16 protein-coding genes and 1 tRNA gene are annotated in these 17084 nt (G+C 67.2%); 6 read left to right on the top strand and 11 right to left on the bottom strand.

Translation table 11 applies throughout. From position 1 onward, the window contains the following. Positions 1-141 precede the first annotated feature (141 nt). From V6X30_RS06635 to V6X30_RS06645, 3 genes are read left to right on the top strand one after another with little or no spacing between them, the layout of a single operon-like run. On the top strand, positions 142-1362 hold the full coding sequence (locus tag V6X30_RS06635; RefSeq protein WP_367983835.1) for a Bcr/CflA family multidrug efflux MFS transporter: 1221 nt from the start codon (positions 142-144) through the stop codon (positions 1360-1362). Positions 1363-1365: 3 nt separating this feature from the next. Continuing rightward, positions 1366-2028, top strand: a complete 663-nt coding sequence (locus tag V6X30_RS06640; RefSeq protein WP_367983836.1) for a hypothetical protein — start codon at positions 1366-1368, stop codon at positions 2026-2028. Further along, complete coding sequence (locus V6X30_RS06645) at positions 2015-2716, top strand: MlaC/ttg2D family ABC transporter substrate-binding protein (protein WP_367983837.1); 702 nt, start codon at positions 2015-2017, stop codon at positions 2714-2716. Before V6X30_RS06640 ends, V6X30_RS06645 begins: the two co-directional genes overlap by 14 nt. 20 nt (positions 2717-2736) lie before the next feature. On the opposite strand, the gene V6X30_RS06650 is transcribed toward V6X30_RS06645, so the two are convergent. The 3 genes from V6X30_RS06650 to V6X30_RS06660 are packed head-to-tail and all read right to left on the bottom strand — an operon-like array spanning position 2737 to position 7045. Continuing rightward, positions 2737-3876: a lipocalin-like domain-containing protein gene (locus V6X30_RS06650; protein ID WP_367983838.1), complete on the bottom strand. Its 1140-nt coding sequence runs from the start codon at positions 3874-3876 to the stop codon at positions 2737-2739. Between the two features lie 8 nt (positions 3877-3884). Continuing rightward, complete coding sequence (locus V6X30_RS06655) at positions 3885-6377, bottom strand: ABC transporter permease (RefSeq protein WP_367983839.1); 2493 nt, start codon at positions 6375-6377, stop codon at positions 3885-3887. Continuing rightward, the gene (locus V6X30_RS06660) at positions 6374-7045 is read right to left on the bottom strand and encodes an ABC transporter ATP-binding protein (protein ID WP_367983840.1); all 672 of its coding nucleotides are present in this window, start codon (positions 7043-7045) and stop codon (positions 6374-6376) included. The genes V6X30_RS06655 and V6X30_RS06660 overlap by 4 nt, the downstream gene beginning before the upstream one ends. 110 nt (positions 7046-7155) lie before the next feature. Here V6X30_RS06660 and V6X30_RS06665 point away from each other — a divergent pair, with 110 nt between their 5' ends. Beyond that, positions 7156-7689 (top strand): NUDIX hydrolase, encoded by a 534-nt coding sequence (locus V6X30_RS06665; RefSeq protein WP_367983841.1) that lies wholly within the window; start codon positions 7156-7158, stop codon positions 7687-7689. A 10-nt stretch (positions 7690-7699) separates the two neighbouring features. Then, positions 7700-8230 (top strand): peptide-methionine (S)-S-oxide reductase MsrA, encoded by a 531-nt coding sequence (msrA, locus tag V6X30_RS06670; RefSeq protein ID WP_367983842.1) that lies wholly within the window; start codon positions 7700-7702, stop codon positions 8228-8230. Positions 8231-8246: 16 nt separating this feature from the next. Here the strand turns inward: msrA and V6X30_RS06675 are convergent, their stop codons facing one another. After that, positions 8247-8543 carry a DUF2288 family protein gene (locus V6X30_RS06675; RefSeq protein ID WP_367983843.1) on the bottom strand — a complete coding sequence of 99 codons (297 nt, stop codon included), beginning with the start codon at positions 8541-8543 and terminating at the stop codon, positions 8247-8249. A 75-nt stretch (positions 8544-8618) separates the two neighbouring features. On the opposite strand from V6X30_RS06675, the gene V6X30_RS06680 reads away from it, so the two are divergent. Then, positions 8619-9536, top strand: coding sequence for a DMT family transporter (locus V6X30_RS06680; RefSeq protein ID WP_367983844.1), 918 nt, complete (start codon positions 8619-8621; stop codon positions 9534-9536). Positions 9537-9542: 6 nt separating this feature from the next. Here V6X30_RS06680 and V6X30_RS06685 read toward each other — a convergent pair whose 3' ends face one another. From V6X30_RS06685 to V6X30_RS06715, 7 genes are all read right to left on the bottom strand, one after another. After that, the gene (locus tag V6X30_RS06685) at positions 9543-12830 is read right to left on the bottom strand and encodes an SNF2-related protein (RefSeq protein ID WP_367983845.1); all 3288 of its coding nucleotides are present in this window, start codon (positions 12828-12830) and stop codon (positions 9543-9545) included. A 78-nt stretch (positions 12831-12908) separates the two neighbouring features. Further along, positions 12909-13148, bottom strand: coding sequence for a MoaD/ThiS family protein (locus V6X30_RS06690; RefSeq protein WP_367967208.1), 240 nt, complete (start codon positions 13146-13148; stop codon positions 12909-12911). A gap of 242 nt (positions 13149-13390) precedes the next feature. Continuing rightward, positions 13391-13464 (bottom strand) — tRNA-Gln (locus V6X30_RS06695). A gap of 11 nt (positions 13465-13475) precedes the next feature. Next, a complete protein-coding gene (gene rpsI / locus V6X30_RS06700) occupies positions 13476-13868 on the bottom strand; it encodes a 30S ribosomal protein S9 (protein ID WP_367978162.1) in 393 nt (130 codons plus the stop codon). An 18-nt stretch (positions 13869-13886) separates the two neighbouring features. Then, positions 13887-14315, bottom strand: a complete 429-nt coding sequence (gene rplM / locus V6X30_RS06705) for a 50S ribosomal protein L13 (protein WP_367983846.1) — start codon at positions 14313-14315, stop codon at positions 13887-13889. Between the two features lie 95 nt (positions 14316-14410). Further along, positions 14411-15862 (bottom strand): NAD-dependent succinate-semialdehyde dehydrogenase, encoded by a 1452-nt coding sequence (locus V6X30_RS06710; protein WP_367983847.1) that lies wholly within the window; start codon positions 15860-15862, stop codon positions 14411-14413. Between the two features lie 38 nt (positions 15863-15900). Continuing rightward, positions 15901-17058: an iron-containing alcohol dehydrogenase gene (locus tag V6X30_RS06715; RefSeq protein WP_367983848.1), complete on the bottom strand. Its 1158-nt coding sequence runs from the start codon at positions 17056-17058 to the stop codon at positions 15901-15903. Positions 17059-17084 lie beyond the last annotated feature (26 nt).

The raw sequence follows: 17084 nt of genomic DNA on the forward strand, positions 1-17084 counted from the left end.
CGATGGAACTCCTCGCGTCGAAAAACCTCAATCACCGCACAGGCCGAGCCCCGCGGTCAACCGCGGGCGGATGCCGCTACGCTACAATGCCGTGGTCGCACCGATCACCTGACCGGCGCACCCAGCAACGAGAGGTCACCCTTGCTCGCACCCCTTCACCCAGCCCGTCCCGACGGCGTCGCCATGATCTTCATCCTCGGCGTCATCACCGCCTTTGCGCCGCTGTCCATCGATCTCTACCTGCCCGGCCTGCCGCTGATCGAGGAAGACCTCCGGGTCAGCGCGGCACTCACTCAACTGAGCCTGTCGCTGTTCTTCGTCGGGCTGGCCAGCGGACAGTTCCTGTACGGACCGCTGGCCGATCGCTATGGACGTCGTGGACCGCTGCTCGCCGGCATTCTCATGTATCTGGCGGCGACGCTGGTCTGTGCGCTCGCGCCGACCATCGAGGTGCTGCTTGGCGGGCGCCTGGTACAGGGCTTCGGTGCGGCCGCCGGCCCGGTGATTGCGCGGGCCGTGGTGCGCGACATCTACGCCGGTCGTCGGGCGGCCCGGGTGATGTCGTTCGTGATCCTGGTCATGACCCTGGCGCCGTTGATCGCGCCGGTTCTGGGGGGCTGGCTGAGTGCGGGCCTCGGCTGGCGGGCGACCTTCTGGGCGCTGACCGGTTTCGCACTCCTGTGCACGGCGATGCTCCTGATCGGCCTGCCCGAGACGCACCCGCGCGAGCGGCGCCCGACCGGACGCCTCACGCGACTTTTCCTCGGCTATGTCCCGATCCTGCGGGATCCGCTGAGCCTCGCCTACCTGGGCGCCGGCGGTATGGCCTTCGGCGCGCTGTTCGCCTATGTGGCGGGCAGCCCGTTCGTCTACACCCGCGTCTTTGACGTGCCGCAGGCGCAGTTCGGGTACTTCTTTGCGCTCAACGTCGTTGGCCTGCTGATCGGCAACCTCACCAACGGCCAACTGGTCATGCGCTTCGGCCATCGCCGCATGCTCACCGCCGGCGTGCTGACCATGGCCGTGGCGAGCGCCATCATGCTGGGCATGGCCGCCAGTGGCGTGACCGCGCAGTGGCTGATCACGCCGGTGCTGTTCGTCGCCCTCGCCACGGTGGGGATCATCGCCGCGAACACCGTGGCGGGACTGCTCGACCGGCACCCGGATCATGCCGGCGCGGCCTCGGCGCTGTTCGGCGTCGCCCAGTTCGGTCTCGGCGCCCTGAGCGCCGGGCTGGTGGGGCTGATCGGCGGCCATCCACTGCTCACCATGGTGAGTGTCATGAGCCTCGCCGCCACCCTGGCCGCCCTCTCGGTGATGGTGCTCTGGCAACAGCAGCGCCGCCTGGCGGCGGCGACCTGAGCCATGGCCCGCGAAGACGACCGCATTGATAACCGCATCGCCTGTCTGCGCACCGATCGGCTGCCGGCGACGCTGATCTCCGATGCCGGCTATCACTGCGAGGTCTGGCGCAGCAGCGGCAGCGTGATCCGCGATGGCGAGCGGCAGACGCTGGACCGGGTCATCAAGATCCCGCGACTGCCCATTCCGGCCATTGAGGTGACCATCCTGCATCGCGATCACCAGAGGCTGCAGGCGGCGCTGGGCGACATCGTGCCGCGAACGGTCTACGTGCGCACCGTGATTGATGGCCAGCCCAGTGCCATCGCCATGGCCCCTACCATCCGGCGCTGGTTTGATGTGGCCAACCCCATCAATCAGTCCGAGCTGGCGCCGATGATCGCCCGCGACGAGCGCCTGCACGACGCCCTGCGGCATTTCATCGCCACCGCCGAGCAGTGGTACGAGCGCGAGGATCGGGTCATCGACCTCTACGGGGTCGACAACCTGGTACTCGATCGCAATCACCACCTGCACTATATCGACAGCTTCGGGGTATTCTTTCATGCTGATCTGCTCGAGATCCTGCCGGACCCGGATCCGGGGCTTGCTGAGAGAATCCGGCTGTCCAGGACGCGGCTCGAGTATCTCAATCACCTGCTGGAGATCGCCGATGAATGCGCCTAAAGCCCTGACCCTGGCCATCGCCCTGCTGCTGCTCGGTCTGCTGCCCGCCAGCGTTGCCGCCAGTGCCAATGCCGCCGGCGAGCCGGCATCGCCCGAAGAAGTGGTGCACGAGGTCGTCACCGAGGCGCTGCAGACCATTGCCGAGGAGCGTGACACGCTGGCCACGGACCGGGCAGCGGGTGTCGAGCTCTTCAATGAGCAGGTGCTGCCTTGGGTGGATACCAATCTGATGGCGCGATTCGCCATGGGGCCGGCGGCACGCCAGGCCGATCCGGCGGATATCGAGCGCCTGAGAGCCGCCCTCACCAACCGGGTGGCCAATCTCTATGCCGGTGCCCTGCAGCGCTATGCCGAGGAGGCGGCGGACTTCGCCGAGGAGGGTGAGGTCACACTGCGCACGGTCTCCCAGAGCGACAATCGGGCCATTGTCTCAGCGCAGGTGCGCGGCCCGCATGTCGATGACCTGACGCTGCGCATTCAGCTCTACCAGCGCGACGATCGCTGGCGGGTCTTCGATATCGAGACCAGCGGCGTGAGTATTCTGCTGGTCTTCCGCGATGCCCTGCAGGCGGCAAGCCATGGCGGCGATGTTGATGCCATGATCGCCGCGCTCGAGGAGGGCTCAGTGAATGTCGAGGAGGCCTGGGAGGAGGAAACCGCCGACTCCGCCGATGCCGCAGACTCCTGAGCCAGCCCGGCTTGCCCGGCTCAGTAGCCGGTCATCTCCAGATAGCCGACGCCGGCCGTGCTGCCTGCCACCGCCACGGCGCCCTCCCAGTAGCGCACGGTGGTGGGCATCTCCTGGGCATCAAGACGGGCCTCGATCTGCAGATCCAGCCCCTCGTCTGGCAGTTGTAGCCGCCATGCCACCGGGTAGCGGGAGCCGGTGCGCGGGCTCTCCCAGAAGCGCTGCGGCGTCAGCCGGAAATCCTCGCCGTCGAGCACCCGACTCCCGCCCTCGGCGTCGACCAGGATCCCGGCGGAGTTCGGGTCGGTTCCGCCATTGGTTCGGCGCAGGCGGTAGACCATGAGATCGCGGCCGTCATCGAGCTGGAGGGCGAACCAGTCCCAGCCCTGCTGATTGGCGTCCAGGGCGCTGGTGCTCCACTCCCGATCCAGCCAGGCACTGCCGGTCACCGCCGCGCGCCGGCCATCAAAGCCGACCTCACCCTCGGCGGTCAGCCGGGTGTAGGAGTAGTAACGTGAGGCATTGGCCGGATCCGCGCCTTTGCGGCTGTAGCCGGCATCACCCTGGAGGACATGCGGCTTGGCTGCGGTCAGCGTCAGGTCGACGGCGATGCCGGTATCGGGATCCTCGGCCTGCACGGTGAGCGGGAAAAGCCGGGTTGGCCCCTCACTCTCGATCCGCCAGTCATCGAGCCAGACGCGAACGGGCCGGACACGGGCGCCCGCCAGCCCCAGGGCACCGCGCTGATAGCGCTCCGCGGCCCGGTGCTCGCCGGCGGCGAGATCGGTGACGGCGAAATGCCCCATCCAGGCCTGCCGCGTGGCCCAGTCGCTGTCACGCTCGGCCATGGCCGGGGCCAGCGCCGAGCGGAACAGGGTGAGCTGAAAGCCGTAGGCATCGCCGTTATCGGCGGTGAGGTTGCCGGTGAAATACCACCACTCGGTGCGATGGTCAGGATGGGCGCCATGGTCGGCCGGGAATTCCAGCGGCCGCGGTCCAGTGACCCTGGCGAAGGCATCGGCATCCGCCGTCGGCCCCATGACCTCGGCGAGGTTCTGGGCCTCCGGCGCGGGACCAGCCTGATCAAAGGCAAAGCGCACCACACCGATCATGAGCCCGCCGGCCAGCAGCGCAAGCAGCCCGAGAAGACCGGGATCCATCCGTCGCATCATTCCCCCTTGAGTCCTTCGGCGAGGCGCAGGCGGGCCGCCCGCCAGGCCGGATAGAGCGCGGCGAGCAGCGCGGCGATCACCGCCAGTGCCACGCCCTCGAGCACCGGACCCGCCTCGAGTTCAAAGCCCATGGTCCAGCCATAGGCCCGGCGATTGATGACAAAGACCAGCAGCGCGGCGAGTGCGATGCCGAGCGGCACCGCCCAGAGCCCGGCAATCAACCCAAGCAGGCCACTCTGTCCGCCTACCAGACCGGCCAGACCGCTGCGGCCAAGGCCGATGGCCCGCAATACCGCGAATTCCCGTAGCCGGTCGAGCTGCAGTGCCATGAGCGCGGAGACCACACCGACGAAGGCCACCAGCCCGGCGAGCCAGCGCAAGACCTCGGTGATGGCAAAGGTACGATCAAAGATCACCAGCGACTGCTCGAAAACCGCGGCGTTGTCGGTCACTCGAGCGCCGGGCACGCCGGCCAGGCGGTTCTCCAGCCGCTGGACCATCGCATCGCGCCCGGCATCCGCCCCGGCGTGTACGCCGATACCGGCGAGTGCCGGATCGTCGTAGAGGTCGAGGTAGAGTCCGCGTCGCATCAATACCGCCCCGGTGGGCGAGGCATAGTCGCGATAGATGCCGGCGACATGGAAGTCGACCCGATCGCCGTCCACCGGCAGGCTGAGGGTGTCGCCGGGCGCCAGATCGCGGCGGGCCGCGAACGGCTCGCTGACCAGTACGGCGCGGTCATTGGCGTAGCCCTCGAGCGCTGTATCGTCCGCTGGACGGCGGATATCCACCGCCGGCGTCTGCCCCGCCGGCAGACCCAGCGCCCAGATCGTCACCGGACCGTCCGCCGTCGCCAGTTCCACCCACTGCGAGCGACTGACGAAATCCACCGCCGGGAGTCCGGCCAGGTGATCGGCCTGGGGATCGGTCAAATCGCCAGGTGCCGAGATATAGAAGTCCGCCGCGAGCGAGCCATCCAGCCAGTCGATGACGCTGGCCCGGAAGCTCGCGATCATCACCGCGACGCCGATGACCGCCGCCACCGCGACGGACAGCGCAGCAACGGCAACGCCAGTGCGGCTCAGCGACGCCACCGCTCCCTCGACGATCAGTCCACCCACGGGCCGGCCGCGCATCAGCGGCCGCAGCAGGGCCCCGGTGGCCAGGATCATCGCGGGCGCCAGCAGCGCGGCGCCGAGAATGAGGGCAAACAGCCCGACGAATGCCGGCACTAATCCCGAGCTCAGCGCGATCATCGCCGCGCCGAGCACCACCACCACGATCCCGCTCCAGCCGCCGCGGGTGGCGAGCTGTCGGGCCCGTGTCTCGAGATCCGCCCGAGAGAGCGCCGCCCGCGGCGGGGTGGCCGCCGCCTCGCGCGCCGGCGCCAGGGCGGCCCCCACCGAGCCGGCGAGGCCGACCAGCAGGCCCGCCGCGAGGCTCCAGGGGGAGAGGACCAGCTCGCCGGCGGCGCGCTCGAAGTACACGTCATTCACGGTCTGCAGCACCAGTCCGACCAGGCCATGGGCAAGGGCAAACCCCAGAACAAGCCCGATCAGGGTGCCGACGATGCCGATCAGCAGGGCATCACCGAGAATCTGCAGGAGTATCTCTCGGCGCTGGACGCCCATTGCCCGGAGGATGCCGATGGTGGGGCGTCGTCGAACCCCCAGGAAGCCCAGCGTGTTGAACACCAGGAACGCACCGACCACCACCGCCAGCAGCGACAGGGCCGTGAGGTTGATATGGAACGCCCGGCTCATCTGCAGGACGGACTGCGCACTGGCTGCCGCAGGGACGATACGTGCGGCATCAGCAAGTCGCGCCGCCAGGTCTTCAGCACGCGCATCATCGATGATCAGGTCGATGCGATCGAGCCGTCCGGTCTGCCCCAGTAGCGACTGGGCCGCGGCAATATCGGCCAGCAAAAGCCCGCGGCTCTGGTCATCGGGATCATCCACCACCGCCACCACGGTGACCGGTTTGCGACGGCCGTTGATGCTCAGCGCCAGGGTATCGCCGGCGGCGACGCCCAGCCGCTGCGCCTCGCCACTGCCGAGGGCCACGGCATCGTCACGCAGCAGGAGTGTATTGAAGGCATCCCCCAAGGCATCACCGCCGCCCAGCGGCCGCTGGAACGGGCCCTCGGCGAAGGCATCCAGGCCCAGCAGTGTAAGCGGCCGCTCGTCGGCATCCGCCAGCGTCACGCCGCCCTGCACCACCGGCGCCGCCTGCCGCACGCCGAGCTCGGTGCGCAGGCGGGTGTAGAGCGCCTCATCAACACCACCGGGCCCGGCGACGACCTGATGCGTGGCCCGCCCGGTCACCGACTCCAGCGACACCCGCATTGCCTCGCGCGCCGAATGATTGGCCAGGTCCACCGCCACCACCACCGCCACGGCGATGGCCACACCCAGTATGGCGAGCCCGGTCTGCAGGGGATGGCGGCGCAGATCAGCGCGGCCGATACGGCCGAGCAGGCGAGTCATGGCGCAGCGGCCTCCACGAGCCGGCCATCCCGGATAGTGAGCAACTGATCGGCCAGCCCGACCACCTCGCGGGCGTGGGTCACCATGATCAGCGTGCGCTGCTCGGCGCGGCAGAGTGAGTCCAGCATCGAAACCACCCGTTCGGCGTTCTCAAGGTCGAGGTTGCCGGTGGGCTCGTCGGCCAGGATGAAGTCGGGCTCATGGATCAGCGCCCGGGCGATGGCGACGCGCTGCTGCTCGCCGCCGGAGAGCCGGTCGGGCCAGTCCTCACCGCGGCCCTCCAGCCCGACCCGCTCGAGCCACTCTGCGACTCGCCCGTCATCCGCCATGCGGTTCAGGCTCAGGGGCAGGCGCAGGTTGTCGGCCACCGACAGGGTGGGAATGAGGTTATAGGCCTGGAAGACGAACCCCATGCGGTGGCGGCGCAGGGCCGTCAGCTCGCGATCGGCGAGCCCGGCGAGGTCAGTACCACCGATACGCACCACGCCCGCGCTCGGCCGGTCCAGGCCGCCGAGCAGATTGAGCAGGGTCGACTTGCCGGAGCCGCTGCGGCCGACCACCACGACAAACTCGCCGGCGCGGATCTGCCCGGACACCCTGTCCAGCACCCGGCGCCGCGGCGTCTCGCCGTACCAGCGGCTGAGCGACTCGAAGGCGATATCGGCCATGCGGCCCCCTGTTGAATGAGTGATGCGTTAGCGTGACAGAGCCGGTGTCATCGCTTCCAGTCCGGCCTCTGTTATCCTCGAAGACCGAAAATCGCCGGAGTAATTCCATTATGACCGACTCCGAGGAGCCAATCGTCGGCCCGCGCCTCTACCAGGTGCCAGAGGGGGATGACCGCGAACGGCTGACCTGTCCCGAGTGCGGCTTCATCGCCTACGAAAACCCGCGCATCGTCGTAGGCGTGGTCGCGCGGGCCGAGGACGAACGCATCCTGCTCTGCCGCCGGGCCATCCCGCCGCGTATCGGCTACTGGACCCTGCCGGCGGGCTACATGGAACTCAACGAAACCGCCGAGGCGGGTGCCTGCCGCGAGGCCTGGGAGGAAGCCCGGGCCCGCCTCGAGCTCACCGGCCTGCTCGCGGTCTACAGCCTGGCCCGCATCCATCAGGTCCAGCTCATCTACCGGGCGATCCTCACCGACCCGCACGTCGAGGCCGGCCCGGAGTCGCAGTCGGTGGGCCTTTTCCACTACTCCGATCTGCCCTGGGACGAGCTCGCCTTCCCGACCGTGGAATGGGCGCTGAAGCAGGACCATCAGGCGCATATGGAAGGTCACGGTCAGGCCTTCGCCAATCTGCAGTCATAAGGAGAACCCCATGGCAACGGCAACCCTGGGCGGCGGCTGTTTCTGGTGTCTGGAGGCGGTATTCCAGCGCCTCGCCGGCGTTAACGCCGTGACCTCCGGTTACGCTGGCGGCCACACCCCCGACCCGGACTACCGCAGCGTCTGCACCGGCCGGACCGGCCATGCCGAAGTGGTGCGCGTCGACTACGACCCGCAGACCATCGACTTCGATACGCTGCTCTCGGTGTTCTTCACCATCCACGACCCGACGACGCCGGATCGCCAGGGCGCGGATGTGGGGCCGCAGTATCGCTCGATCATTCTCTATGAGGACGATGATCAGCGGGCCATCGCCGAGGCGCATATTCAGCGACTGACCCGGGAAGGGGCCTTCCGCGCGCCCATCGTCACCGAAGTCGTGCCGCTGACAGCGTTTTATGCGGCCGAGGACTACCATCAGGACTACTATCGGCAGAACGCGCCGATGCCCTACTGCCAGATGGTGATCGAACCCAAGCTGGCAAAGACCCGGGCCGAGTTCGGCGACCACCTGGCCGACTGAGTGCGCCGTGCGCCGCTCAGGCCTCCTGGACCAGCACCCAGGGGGCGGCCACCACGGCCCAGAGCTCGGGATCACGCGCATGCCAGTCCCGGGCATCGTCGGCGACCGCCCGCCAGACCTGGCCGGCGGTCATCAAGTCCATGACCGTCGCCTCATCATCGCGGACGAAGGCCGCCGCGACGGCGACCAGATCCAGCGCCGGATCCACCCGCACGACCACGCCACGGGCGAAGTGCCGCTCGAGTTCCGTCCAGCGGATACGGCCCGTTTCCGCGTTCAGATGCGTCTCAATGGAGAGTTCAGATTCCGTCATGGCTGACGAGGATACCAATTCCCATGCCTTGCGGGCGTTCGACTCGGCAACACCCGCAAGGTAATCTGCGCCGCCATGAGCGCCCGCGACTGGTTTTTACTGATCATCCTGTCCACCGTCTGGGGCGGATCGTTTTTCTTCTTCGAGGTGGCGCTGCAGACACTGCCGCCGTTCACGGTGGTCCTTGGACGGGTCAGCCTGGCGGCCGCCGCCCTGTTGCTCATCGCCCGCGCCCGCGGTGCGTCACTCCCCTTCTCCGGCACCATCGTCCGTCGTTATCTGCTGCTCGGTGCCATCAGCAATGCCATGCCCTTTTCCTTCATCGTCTGGGGTCAGACCCAGATTCCCAGCGGACTTGCCTCCATCATCAATGCCATGACGCCGATCTGGGCGGTCCTGGTGGGGCTGCTCATCGGTAGCGACGAGCGGCTCACCCCCGCCCGCGCGATGGGCGTTCTGCTGGGATTTGCGGGCGTGGCGGTATTGATGGGGCCCGATCTTCTCCGCGAGCTCGATCCCTACAGCCTGGGTCAGCTCTCGGTACTGGGGGCGACCATCTGCTATGGGTTTGCCGTCCACTACGGCCGGCGTTTCGGCGACACGCCGCCGCTGGTCAACGCCGCCTACATGCTCACGGCCGCCGCGGTGTGGCTGACGCCGGTGACCCTGATCGTCGATCAACCCTGGACGCTTTCCCCGGGCCTGCAGGGGTGGGCGGCCCTGGCCGGGCTTTCCCTGCTCTGTACTGCCTTCGCCTACCTGCTCTACTTCCGCATCCTGGCCTCGGCCGGCGCCACTAACATGTCGCTGGTGACCTTCATCGTGCCGGTGTCGGCCATCAGCCTGGGGGCGGTGTTCCTCGGAGAACGTCTCGAGCCCACGGCCTTCCTTGGCATGGGCATCCTGTTCCTGGGTCTGGCGGTGATCGACGGTCGGCTCTGGCGGTTACTGAGGCACCGCAGGAAAAGCGACCGCCTGACCTCGCGCTCCTGAAGGCCTTCAACCGGCCGAATTCGCCGACTCGGCGTCGGTGGCAGAACCCGGGTCCGGCGATTCCAGCGGCTGGAAAAGCCGCTTGACGGTGTCCGTATCCAGCATGTCGGCACCCGCCCTGCCGGCATCACCCAGAAGCCGCTCGCCCAACTCGGCCTTGTCCCGCTGCAGGGCCATGATGCGGTCCTCCACGGTATCGCGGGTGAGCAGGTGATAGACGAACACGGGCTGATCCTGGCCGATCCGATGGGCGCGGTCGGTGGCCTGGCGCGTCACCGCCGGGTTCCACCAGGGATCGTAGTGGATCACGGTATCGGCGGCGGTGAGGTTGAGGCCCGTGCCGCCGGCCTTGAGGCTGATCAGAAAGATCGGCACCTCGCCGGCCTGGAACCGGGCCACCTGGGCCTCGCGGTCGCGGGTCTCGCCGGTGAGCTTCGCCCAGGTGAGGCCCCGCGCCTCGAGAGCGGTCTCGATGAGCGCGAGCATGCGGGTGAACTGCGAGAAGACGAGCACCCGACGGCCGGCCTGGCGCAGGTCATCGATGAGCTCCAGCAGCAGATCCAGCTTGGCCGAACTGGTTATGTCGGCCGGCGCATCCTGCACAAGCCGGGGGTCACAACAGGCCTCACGCAGCTTGAGCAGGGCATCGAGGATGCGTACGCGGTTCTGCGGCTGACCCGGCTGGGCCAGCGCTTCCTGGACACGCGGCGCCTGAGCGATTCGGAGCTGCTCGTAGAGATCGCGCTGGCTACCGGTCAGCTCGGCATAGAGCGGGATCTCGGTTTTGGCGGGCAGATCCGAGGCAATGGCCTGCTTCGTGCGACGCAGCAGAAAGGGGGCCACCCGCTCACGAAGGGCCTCGAGCCGGCTGTCGTCGCCCTCCTGCTCGATGGGCCGACGGTAGACCCGCTTGAAGGCCGAGGCATTGCCGAGCAGCCCCGGGGCGACGAAGTCGAACTGCGACCAGAGCTCGCCGAGATGGTTCTCCAGCGGCGTCCCCGTGAGACTGAGCCGCTGGCGGGCCTCCAGGGTGCGCACCGCGCGGGCCGCCTGGGCCCGGGGATTCTTGACCGCCTGCGCCTCGTCCAGCACCAGCAGGTGCCAGGACTGCGCCCGGAGCCGCTCGATATCGCGCACCAGCAGGCTGTAGGTGGTCAGCACCAAGTCATACTCGGCCAGCTGCGCATAGGCGACATGCCGCTGCGGGCCGTGCAGGCGGAGCACGCGCAGGCCGGGGGCGAACTTCTCGGCTTCCCGGGCCCAGTTGAACATCAGACTGGTGGGCACGACCACCAGGCTCGGGGCGCGGGCGCGGCCGGACTCCTGCTCCAGCAGCAGGTGAGAGATGACCTGCAGCGTCTTGCCAAGGCCCATATCATCCGCCAGCACACCCCCCAGCTCGAGCCGGGCAAGGCGCTGAAGCCAGGCCACGCCCTCGCGCTGGTAAGGGCGGAGGACGCCATGCAGCCCATTGGGTGTGGGCACCTCGGCCTGACCGTCAATGCGGTTGATAGCGCGGCCCAGCCGGCGTAGCTCCGCGTCGCCGACCCAGTGCAGGGCGGCCCCCTCGACGTCGTCCAGGGTATCGAGGACCGTGCTGCGCCCCAGCGGCAGCGTCAATCGCCCGTCGCGCAGGCGGGCGGCGGGGTCATAGAGCTCGGTGAGGCCCTTGAGCAGCGGCACCAGCCGGCGGGCCGGGACGGGCACAAGGCGTCCATCCCCCAGGTCCACCAGCAGACTGCTGGCCGGGTCGATGGCATCGAGGTAGGCCGGCGACATCGCCGCGGGGTTGTCATGGATCAACGCCAGCAGCAGCGGCATGAGGGCATGACGCTCGCCATCCACCTCGATATTGAGCGCAAAACTGAACCAGCCGGGCTGCTCGGGCATCCGCTGCACCTCGGCCTGCCAGCGCTCGGCCTCCGCCAGGCGCCAGGGGAAACAGGGCTCGATCACGATCCGCCAACCATCAGCCCGCAGCGCCGGGACATTCTCCGCCACGAACTTGCGCCAGTCGCGGGTGTGGTCGGGCACGAGGCGGCCTTCCGCCATTGCCCCGGCCGGAGACAGGCCGGCATCTGTCAGGCGCTGCCGGGCCCGGGACTCGTCTCTCGGTCTGCGTGGATAGTCGTGCAGCTCGCCGGCCTCGAACACGGAGAGGTCCTCGCCACTGGTCTCCGCACTGACGTAGTGACCCGCGTACTCGAAGCCGAACTCGGCGACGGCCTCGCCTCCCTCACTTCGGCCGGGTCGGTTGGGGTCGCCGAGGCGGGTAAGGCGCAGGACCGGTACCGGCATGACATCGTCGATCCGGCGTCGTCGCGGCGCCTTCGGCACGGGAATCGGTAAATCCCGATCGGCCAGCGCTTCCACGACTGCCGGCAGTTCGGCCGGGGCAACTATCGGCCCGGCCTGGAGCCGGGCCGCGAGCGCGTGGGAGACACCGGTATCGATCACGCCAAAGCCACCCTCCACTGGATCCACCCACATCGGGGGGTGCCCCGTGAGCGCGACGCGATCGTCATCGACCCTGACCGCGAGACGCTGGCTGCCGTCGGCCTGGACCTGCCATGCGAACTCGCCATGCATCGGTCCGGCCTCATGAATGCGCGGCGCATCGCTGGTCCGCCAATGGGCACGGCCAGTCTCGGCGAGGGCCCTGAGTATGAAGCGAAGATCATCCCGCTCAACCGCCTGACCGGTCTCCGGCAACAGCCGCAACAGCCGTCGGTCCGCGGCGCCCAGCAGCCCTGCCGGCGACCGCCGCACGCCGGGGAAGGGCATCAACCGCCCGTAGCCGCCACGACGACGGCGCCGGGCTCGACGCACGGCGACACTCAACTGCCCCTGGGCATCGACATCGAGCAGATAAACCAGGACCTCCTCGTGCCGGCGGGTTGAACCGGTATCGTGGGTGCCGAGGGCGATCGCCTCGGCCTCACCCAACCACTGACAGATGGCTGGGTTGGCCCTGACCATGCCCGCCGGCGCCTTGCGCCCCAGATAATGGAGGAGTGCGGCCACCGCATGTTCGCATCCACCACCCGCGTCACAGCTGCAGAAGGCGGTAACGGGTTTCGGTGATGGCAGGGGATGGATACGGATGTCCACCGAATGGACATGGCGCCGGTCCGCCTGGACGCGGGCGAAGAAACCCTGGCCACCCGGGCTGCAGTCGAGTACGGCCTGATCACGGATCAGCCGCTCACCCGCTTCCAGGGCCTCGCGCGGGAAATCTGCCCAGATGGCCGCTTCGCCACGCGTCGCGATCCATTCCTGCAGGGGGTCGGTCAATGCAGTCACTCCGGCGGTCGCCCATGGACAACCTGACAGCATACCCTCTTCGAAAGTCGTTAGGGTGAAAAGCGACCGCTATCCGCCGCTGACAGGGGGCAGCAGCACGAGTGTCTCGCCTGCGTGGATCTGATCCGTCCGCGAGCGCATCTCATCGCCCACCGCGCAGGCGACCCGTGGCAGGTGGGAGGTCAGCGCCGGATAAGCGGTCGTCAGTGCCTCAAGGACCTCGCCGATGGCGAGCGGCGGCTCGAGGTCAAGCGTTAACACACGGTCGCCCGCGGCCTCGCGGAGGACACCAAAGAGTTCAATTTCCATCGTCGAACCTTCCAGCTTCAGACGCTGACGCTCATTTATCCACAAAAAACCCCGCCAGGGGCGGGGTCCTTTTTGAATGGCTGGGGGACCAGGATTACTCGGCCTGCGGCCTCGCCCTTCGGGCCGACACGCGCTGCGCGCGGTCGTTCTGCTCCCTCACGGTCGCAGTCGAACCTTCCAGGTTCGAACCCTGCTGACCAATTATTCATAAAAAAGGCCCCTCGCGGGGACCTTTTTATGAATGGCTGGGGGACCAGGATTCGAACCTGGGTTGACGGAGTCAGAGTCCGCAGTCCTACCGCTAGACGATCCCCCAAAAACCGTTTTTTAGCGCTTGGAGAACTGGGTGGCGCGGCGGGCCTTGTGCAGACCGATCTTCTTGCGCTCCACCATGCGCGCGTCGCGCGTGACATACCCGGCTTTGCGCAGGCTCGTCTTCAGTTCTTCGTCGTAATTGATCAGCGCCCGGGTGATGCCATGCCGGATGGCGCCCGCCTGTCCGCTGGAGCCGCCGCCGAAGACGCTGACCTTGATGTCCACCTTGTTCGTGGTTTCGGTCAGCTCGAGCGGCTGACGCACCACCATTCGGGCGGTCTCGCGGCCGAAGTAATCATCCAACGGCTTACCGTTGACGATGATGTTTCCGCTTCCCGGACGCATGTTGACGCGTGCCGCTGAGGTCTTGCGCCGGCCGGTTCCGTAATACTGTTCAACTGCCATCGGTCAGTCCGCTCCGATTCAGATTTCCAGCGCCTGAGGCTGCTGGGCATGGTGCTGATGTTCGCTACCGCTGTAAACCTTCAGCTTCTTGATCATCTGGCGGCCCAGCCGGTTCTTCGGCAGCATGCCCTTGACGGCATGCTCGATGGCCCGCTCCGGATGCTCCTGAATCAGCGTCTCGAAGTTCGTCGACTTCATGTTGCCGACGTAGCCGGTAAAGCGATGGTAGGTCTTCTGCTGCGCCTTGCGGCCGGTCACGGCCACCTGCTCGGCATTGACCACGACGATGTAGTCGCCGGTGTCGACGTGCGGCGTGAAAGCCGGCTTATGCTTGCCGCGTAGGCGGAAAGCGATTTCCGAGGCGAGCCGCCCCAGGGTCTTGCCGGCGGCATCGACGACGTACCAGTCGCGCTGCACATTTTCCGCCTTGGCGCTGAAAGTCTTCATGGGTGTCCTGTCTCCGAAGCCGACGCTCCCGAATTAAGATCGGGAATGCTACACAAACCTCTCACGCCAGACAAGCGATGACGGCATGATCCCGGCTAAACGGCCGCACAGAGATACTTGATCTCGAGGAAGTCATCGATGCCATAGCGCGATCCTTCGCGACCGAGCCCGGACGCCTTGACGCCGCCAAACGGCGCCTCGGCGGTGGAGATGAGACCGGTGTTCAGGCCAACGATGCCATATTCCAAGGCCTCGGCGACCCGCCAGCTACGCCCCAGGTCGCGGGTATAGAAGTAGGCGGCGAGACCGAATTCGGTGGCATTGGCCATGGCGATGACCTCCGTCTCGCTATGGAAACGCACCACCGGCGCGATGGGGCCGAAGGTCTCCTCAACCAGCAGCCGCGTATCCGGCTGAATATCGGCAAGCACGGTGGGTTCGAAATAAAGCCCGCCCCGCTCGCTGCGCCGCCCGCCAACGACCACGCGGGCACCCCTGCTCACCGCGTCATCGAGGTGGGCCTGAACCTTGTCCATGGCCGGCTGATTGATCAGTGGTCCAATCTGATTGGCCTCATCAAGGCCCGGGCCAACCTTCATCCCGGCGACGGCCTCACCGAGACGCTCGATGAAGGCATCATGGACACCATCCTGGACGTAGATCCGGTTCGCGCAGACACAGGTCTGCCCGCCATTGCGGTATTTGGCCATGATCGCCCCTTGTACCGCCGCCTCCAGATCCGCATCGTCGAAAACGATGAACGGCGCGTTGCCACCCAACTCCAGCGAGAGCTTGGTCACGTTCTGCGCGCATTGCCGCATGAGGATCCGGCCCACCTCGGTAGAGCCCGTGAACGTGAGCTTGCGCACCTTCGGGTTACGACAAAGCTCGCCCCCCAGCCCGGCCGCATCCGCACCGGTCACGACGTTCAGGACGCCTTCGGGCAGCCCTGCCTCACTGCCCAGCCTGGCCATGGCGGTGGCCGACAGGGGGGTCGACTCAGCGGGTCGACCGACAAAGGTGCATCCCGCTGCCAGCGCCGGCGCGACCTTGCGGGCGATCATTGCATTGGGGAAATTCCATGGGGTGATGGAGCCCACCACACCGATGGGCTGCTTGAGCACCATGATGCGTTTGTCGGGCTGATGACCCGGGATGATGTCACCATAGACGCGTCGCCCTTCCTCGGCGAACCAGCGAATGAAACTCGCGCCATAGGCGATCTCGCCACGCGCTTCGGCAATCGGTTTGCCCATCTCCGCGGTGAGTATTCGGGCCAGGTCTTCCTGATTATCCAGCAACAGGTCATGCCAGCGCATGAGGATATCGGCGCGGTCGCGGGCCGTGCGGGCTGCCCAGGCCGGGCCGGCCTCGTGGGCGGCATCAATGGCCTCGCGCATCTCCGCCACGGTCAGGTCCGCAGCATGGGCGATCACCTCGCCGGTGGCGGGGTTGGTCACGTTGGACTGGTTCTGCCCGGCAACCCACTCACCCGCGATAAATGCACGGGGCTCGAGCAGTTCAGGGCGCACAAGATCAAGCGACATGGGAATGGCTCCCGATCACGGGTTGAGGAAACGGCCGATCAATAGGCCGCCTGGTAGATCGCCAGCGCATCGGCCTCGGTGACTTCCCGAGGGTTGTTCACCAGCAGTCGGGTCTGGTTCATCGCGTCGCTGGCCAGCTGCGGCAGCACCGACTCGGGGATATCCATCTCTCTGAGGGTCTGCTGCAGGCCGCAACGCCGGGAGAGCGCCGCCAGCGACTCGCAGAAGGCGCTCGCGCGCTCCAAGCGGTCCAGGGACTCAAGTTCGGGGAATAGGATCGGTGCCAGCTCGGCGTAAATCCCGCCGTGCGTCTCGATATTGAAGCGCAGCACATGGGGCAGGACCAGGGCGTTGGAGAGGCCATGGGGGATATGAAAATGTCCGCCGAGCGGATAGGCCAAGGCGTGGACGGCAGCCACCGGGGAGTTGGCGAAGGCCTGCCCGGCGAGCATCGAACCCAGCAGCATGTCAGCCCGCGCCTCGATGTCCGAGCCGTCATGGACGGCCCGCTCCAGCGCCGGCCCCATCAGGCCCAGCGCCAGCCTCGCCAGATGGCGGGAGACCGGGTTATTGTTGGGACTGGCCGAGGCATAGGCCTCGATGGCATGGACCATCGCATCGACACCAGTGGCCGCCGTGGTCGCTGCCGGCAGCCCGAGCGTGAGTTCGGGATCCAGAAGGGCGATATCCGGCAAGAGCACCGGCGAGACGACGCCCATCTTCTCCTCGCTCGCGGTGGTGACGATGGAAATCGGGGTGACCTCAGAGCCCGTCCCCGCGGTGGTTGGCACCAGCACCAGCGGCAGCCGCGGGCCTTGCGCGTTGCCAACGCCATAGCATTCGTCGAGCGGCTGGTCGCTCGCTGCCAGCAGCGCCGCCAGCTTGGCCACGTCCAGGGACGAACCGCCACCAACGCCGATGACGGCCTCGGCGCCGGCCGTTCTGGCAGCCGCGAGGGCAGCATGGATGACCTGTTCCGACGGATCCGCGGACACCTCGGAGAACAGGGTGACCGCAACGCCAGCATGCTCGAGACTCTGACGGCCACGGTCGACGATGCCTGTGGCCATCATGCCGGGATCAGTCACCAGGAGCACGCGCTCGGCGCCCAGGCCCGAAGTCAGCACCCCGAGCCCCGAAAACTTGCCGTTGCCGAACTGGATGCTGGCGGATGTGTTGAAGATGAAAGGCGTCATGAATCAATACTCCTCGGACTCGATGG

The organism is Spiribacter sp. 1M189, from assembly GCF_040838345.1.
Taxonomy (GTDB): Bacteria; Pseudomonadota; Gammaproteobacteria; order Nitrococcales; family Nitrococcaceae; genus Spiribacter; species Spiribacter insolitus.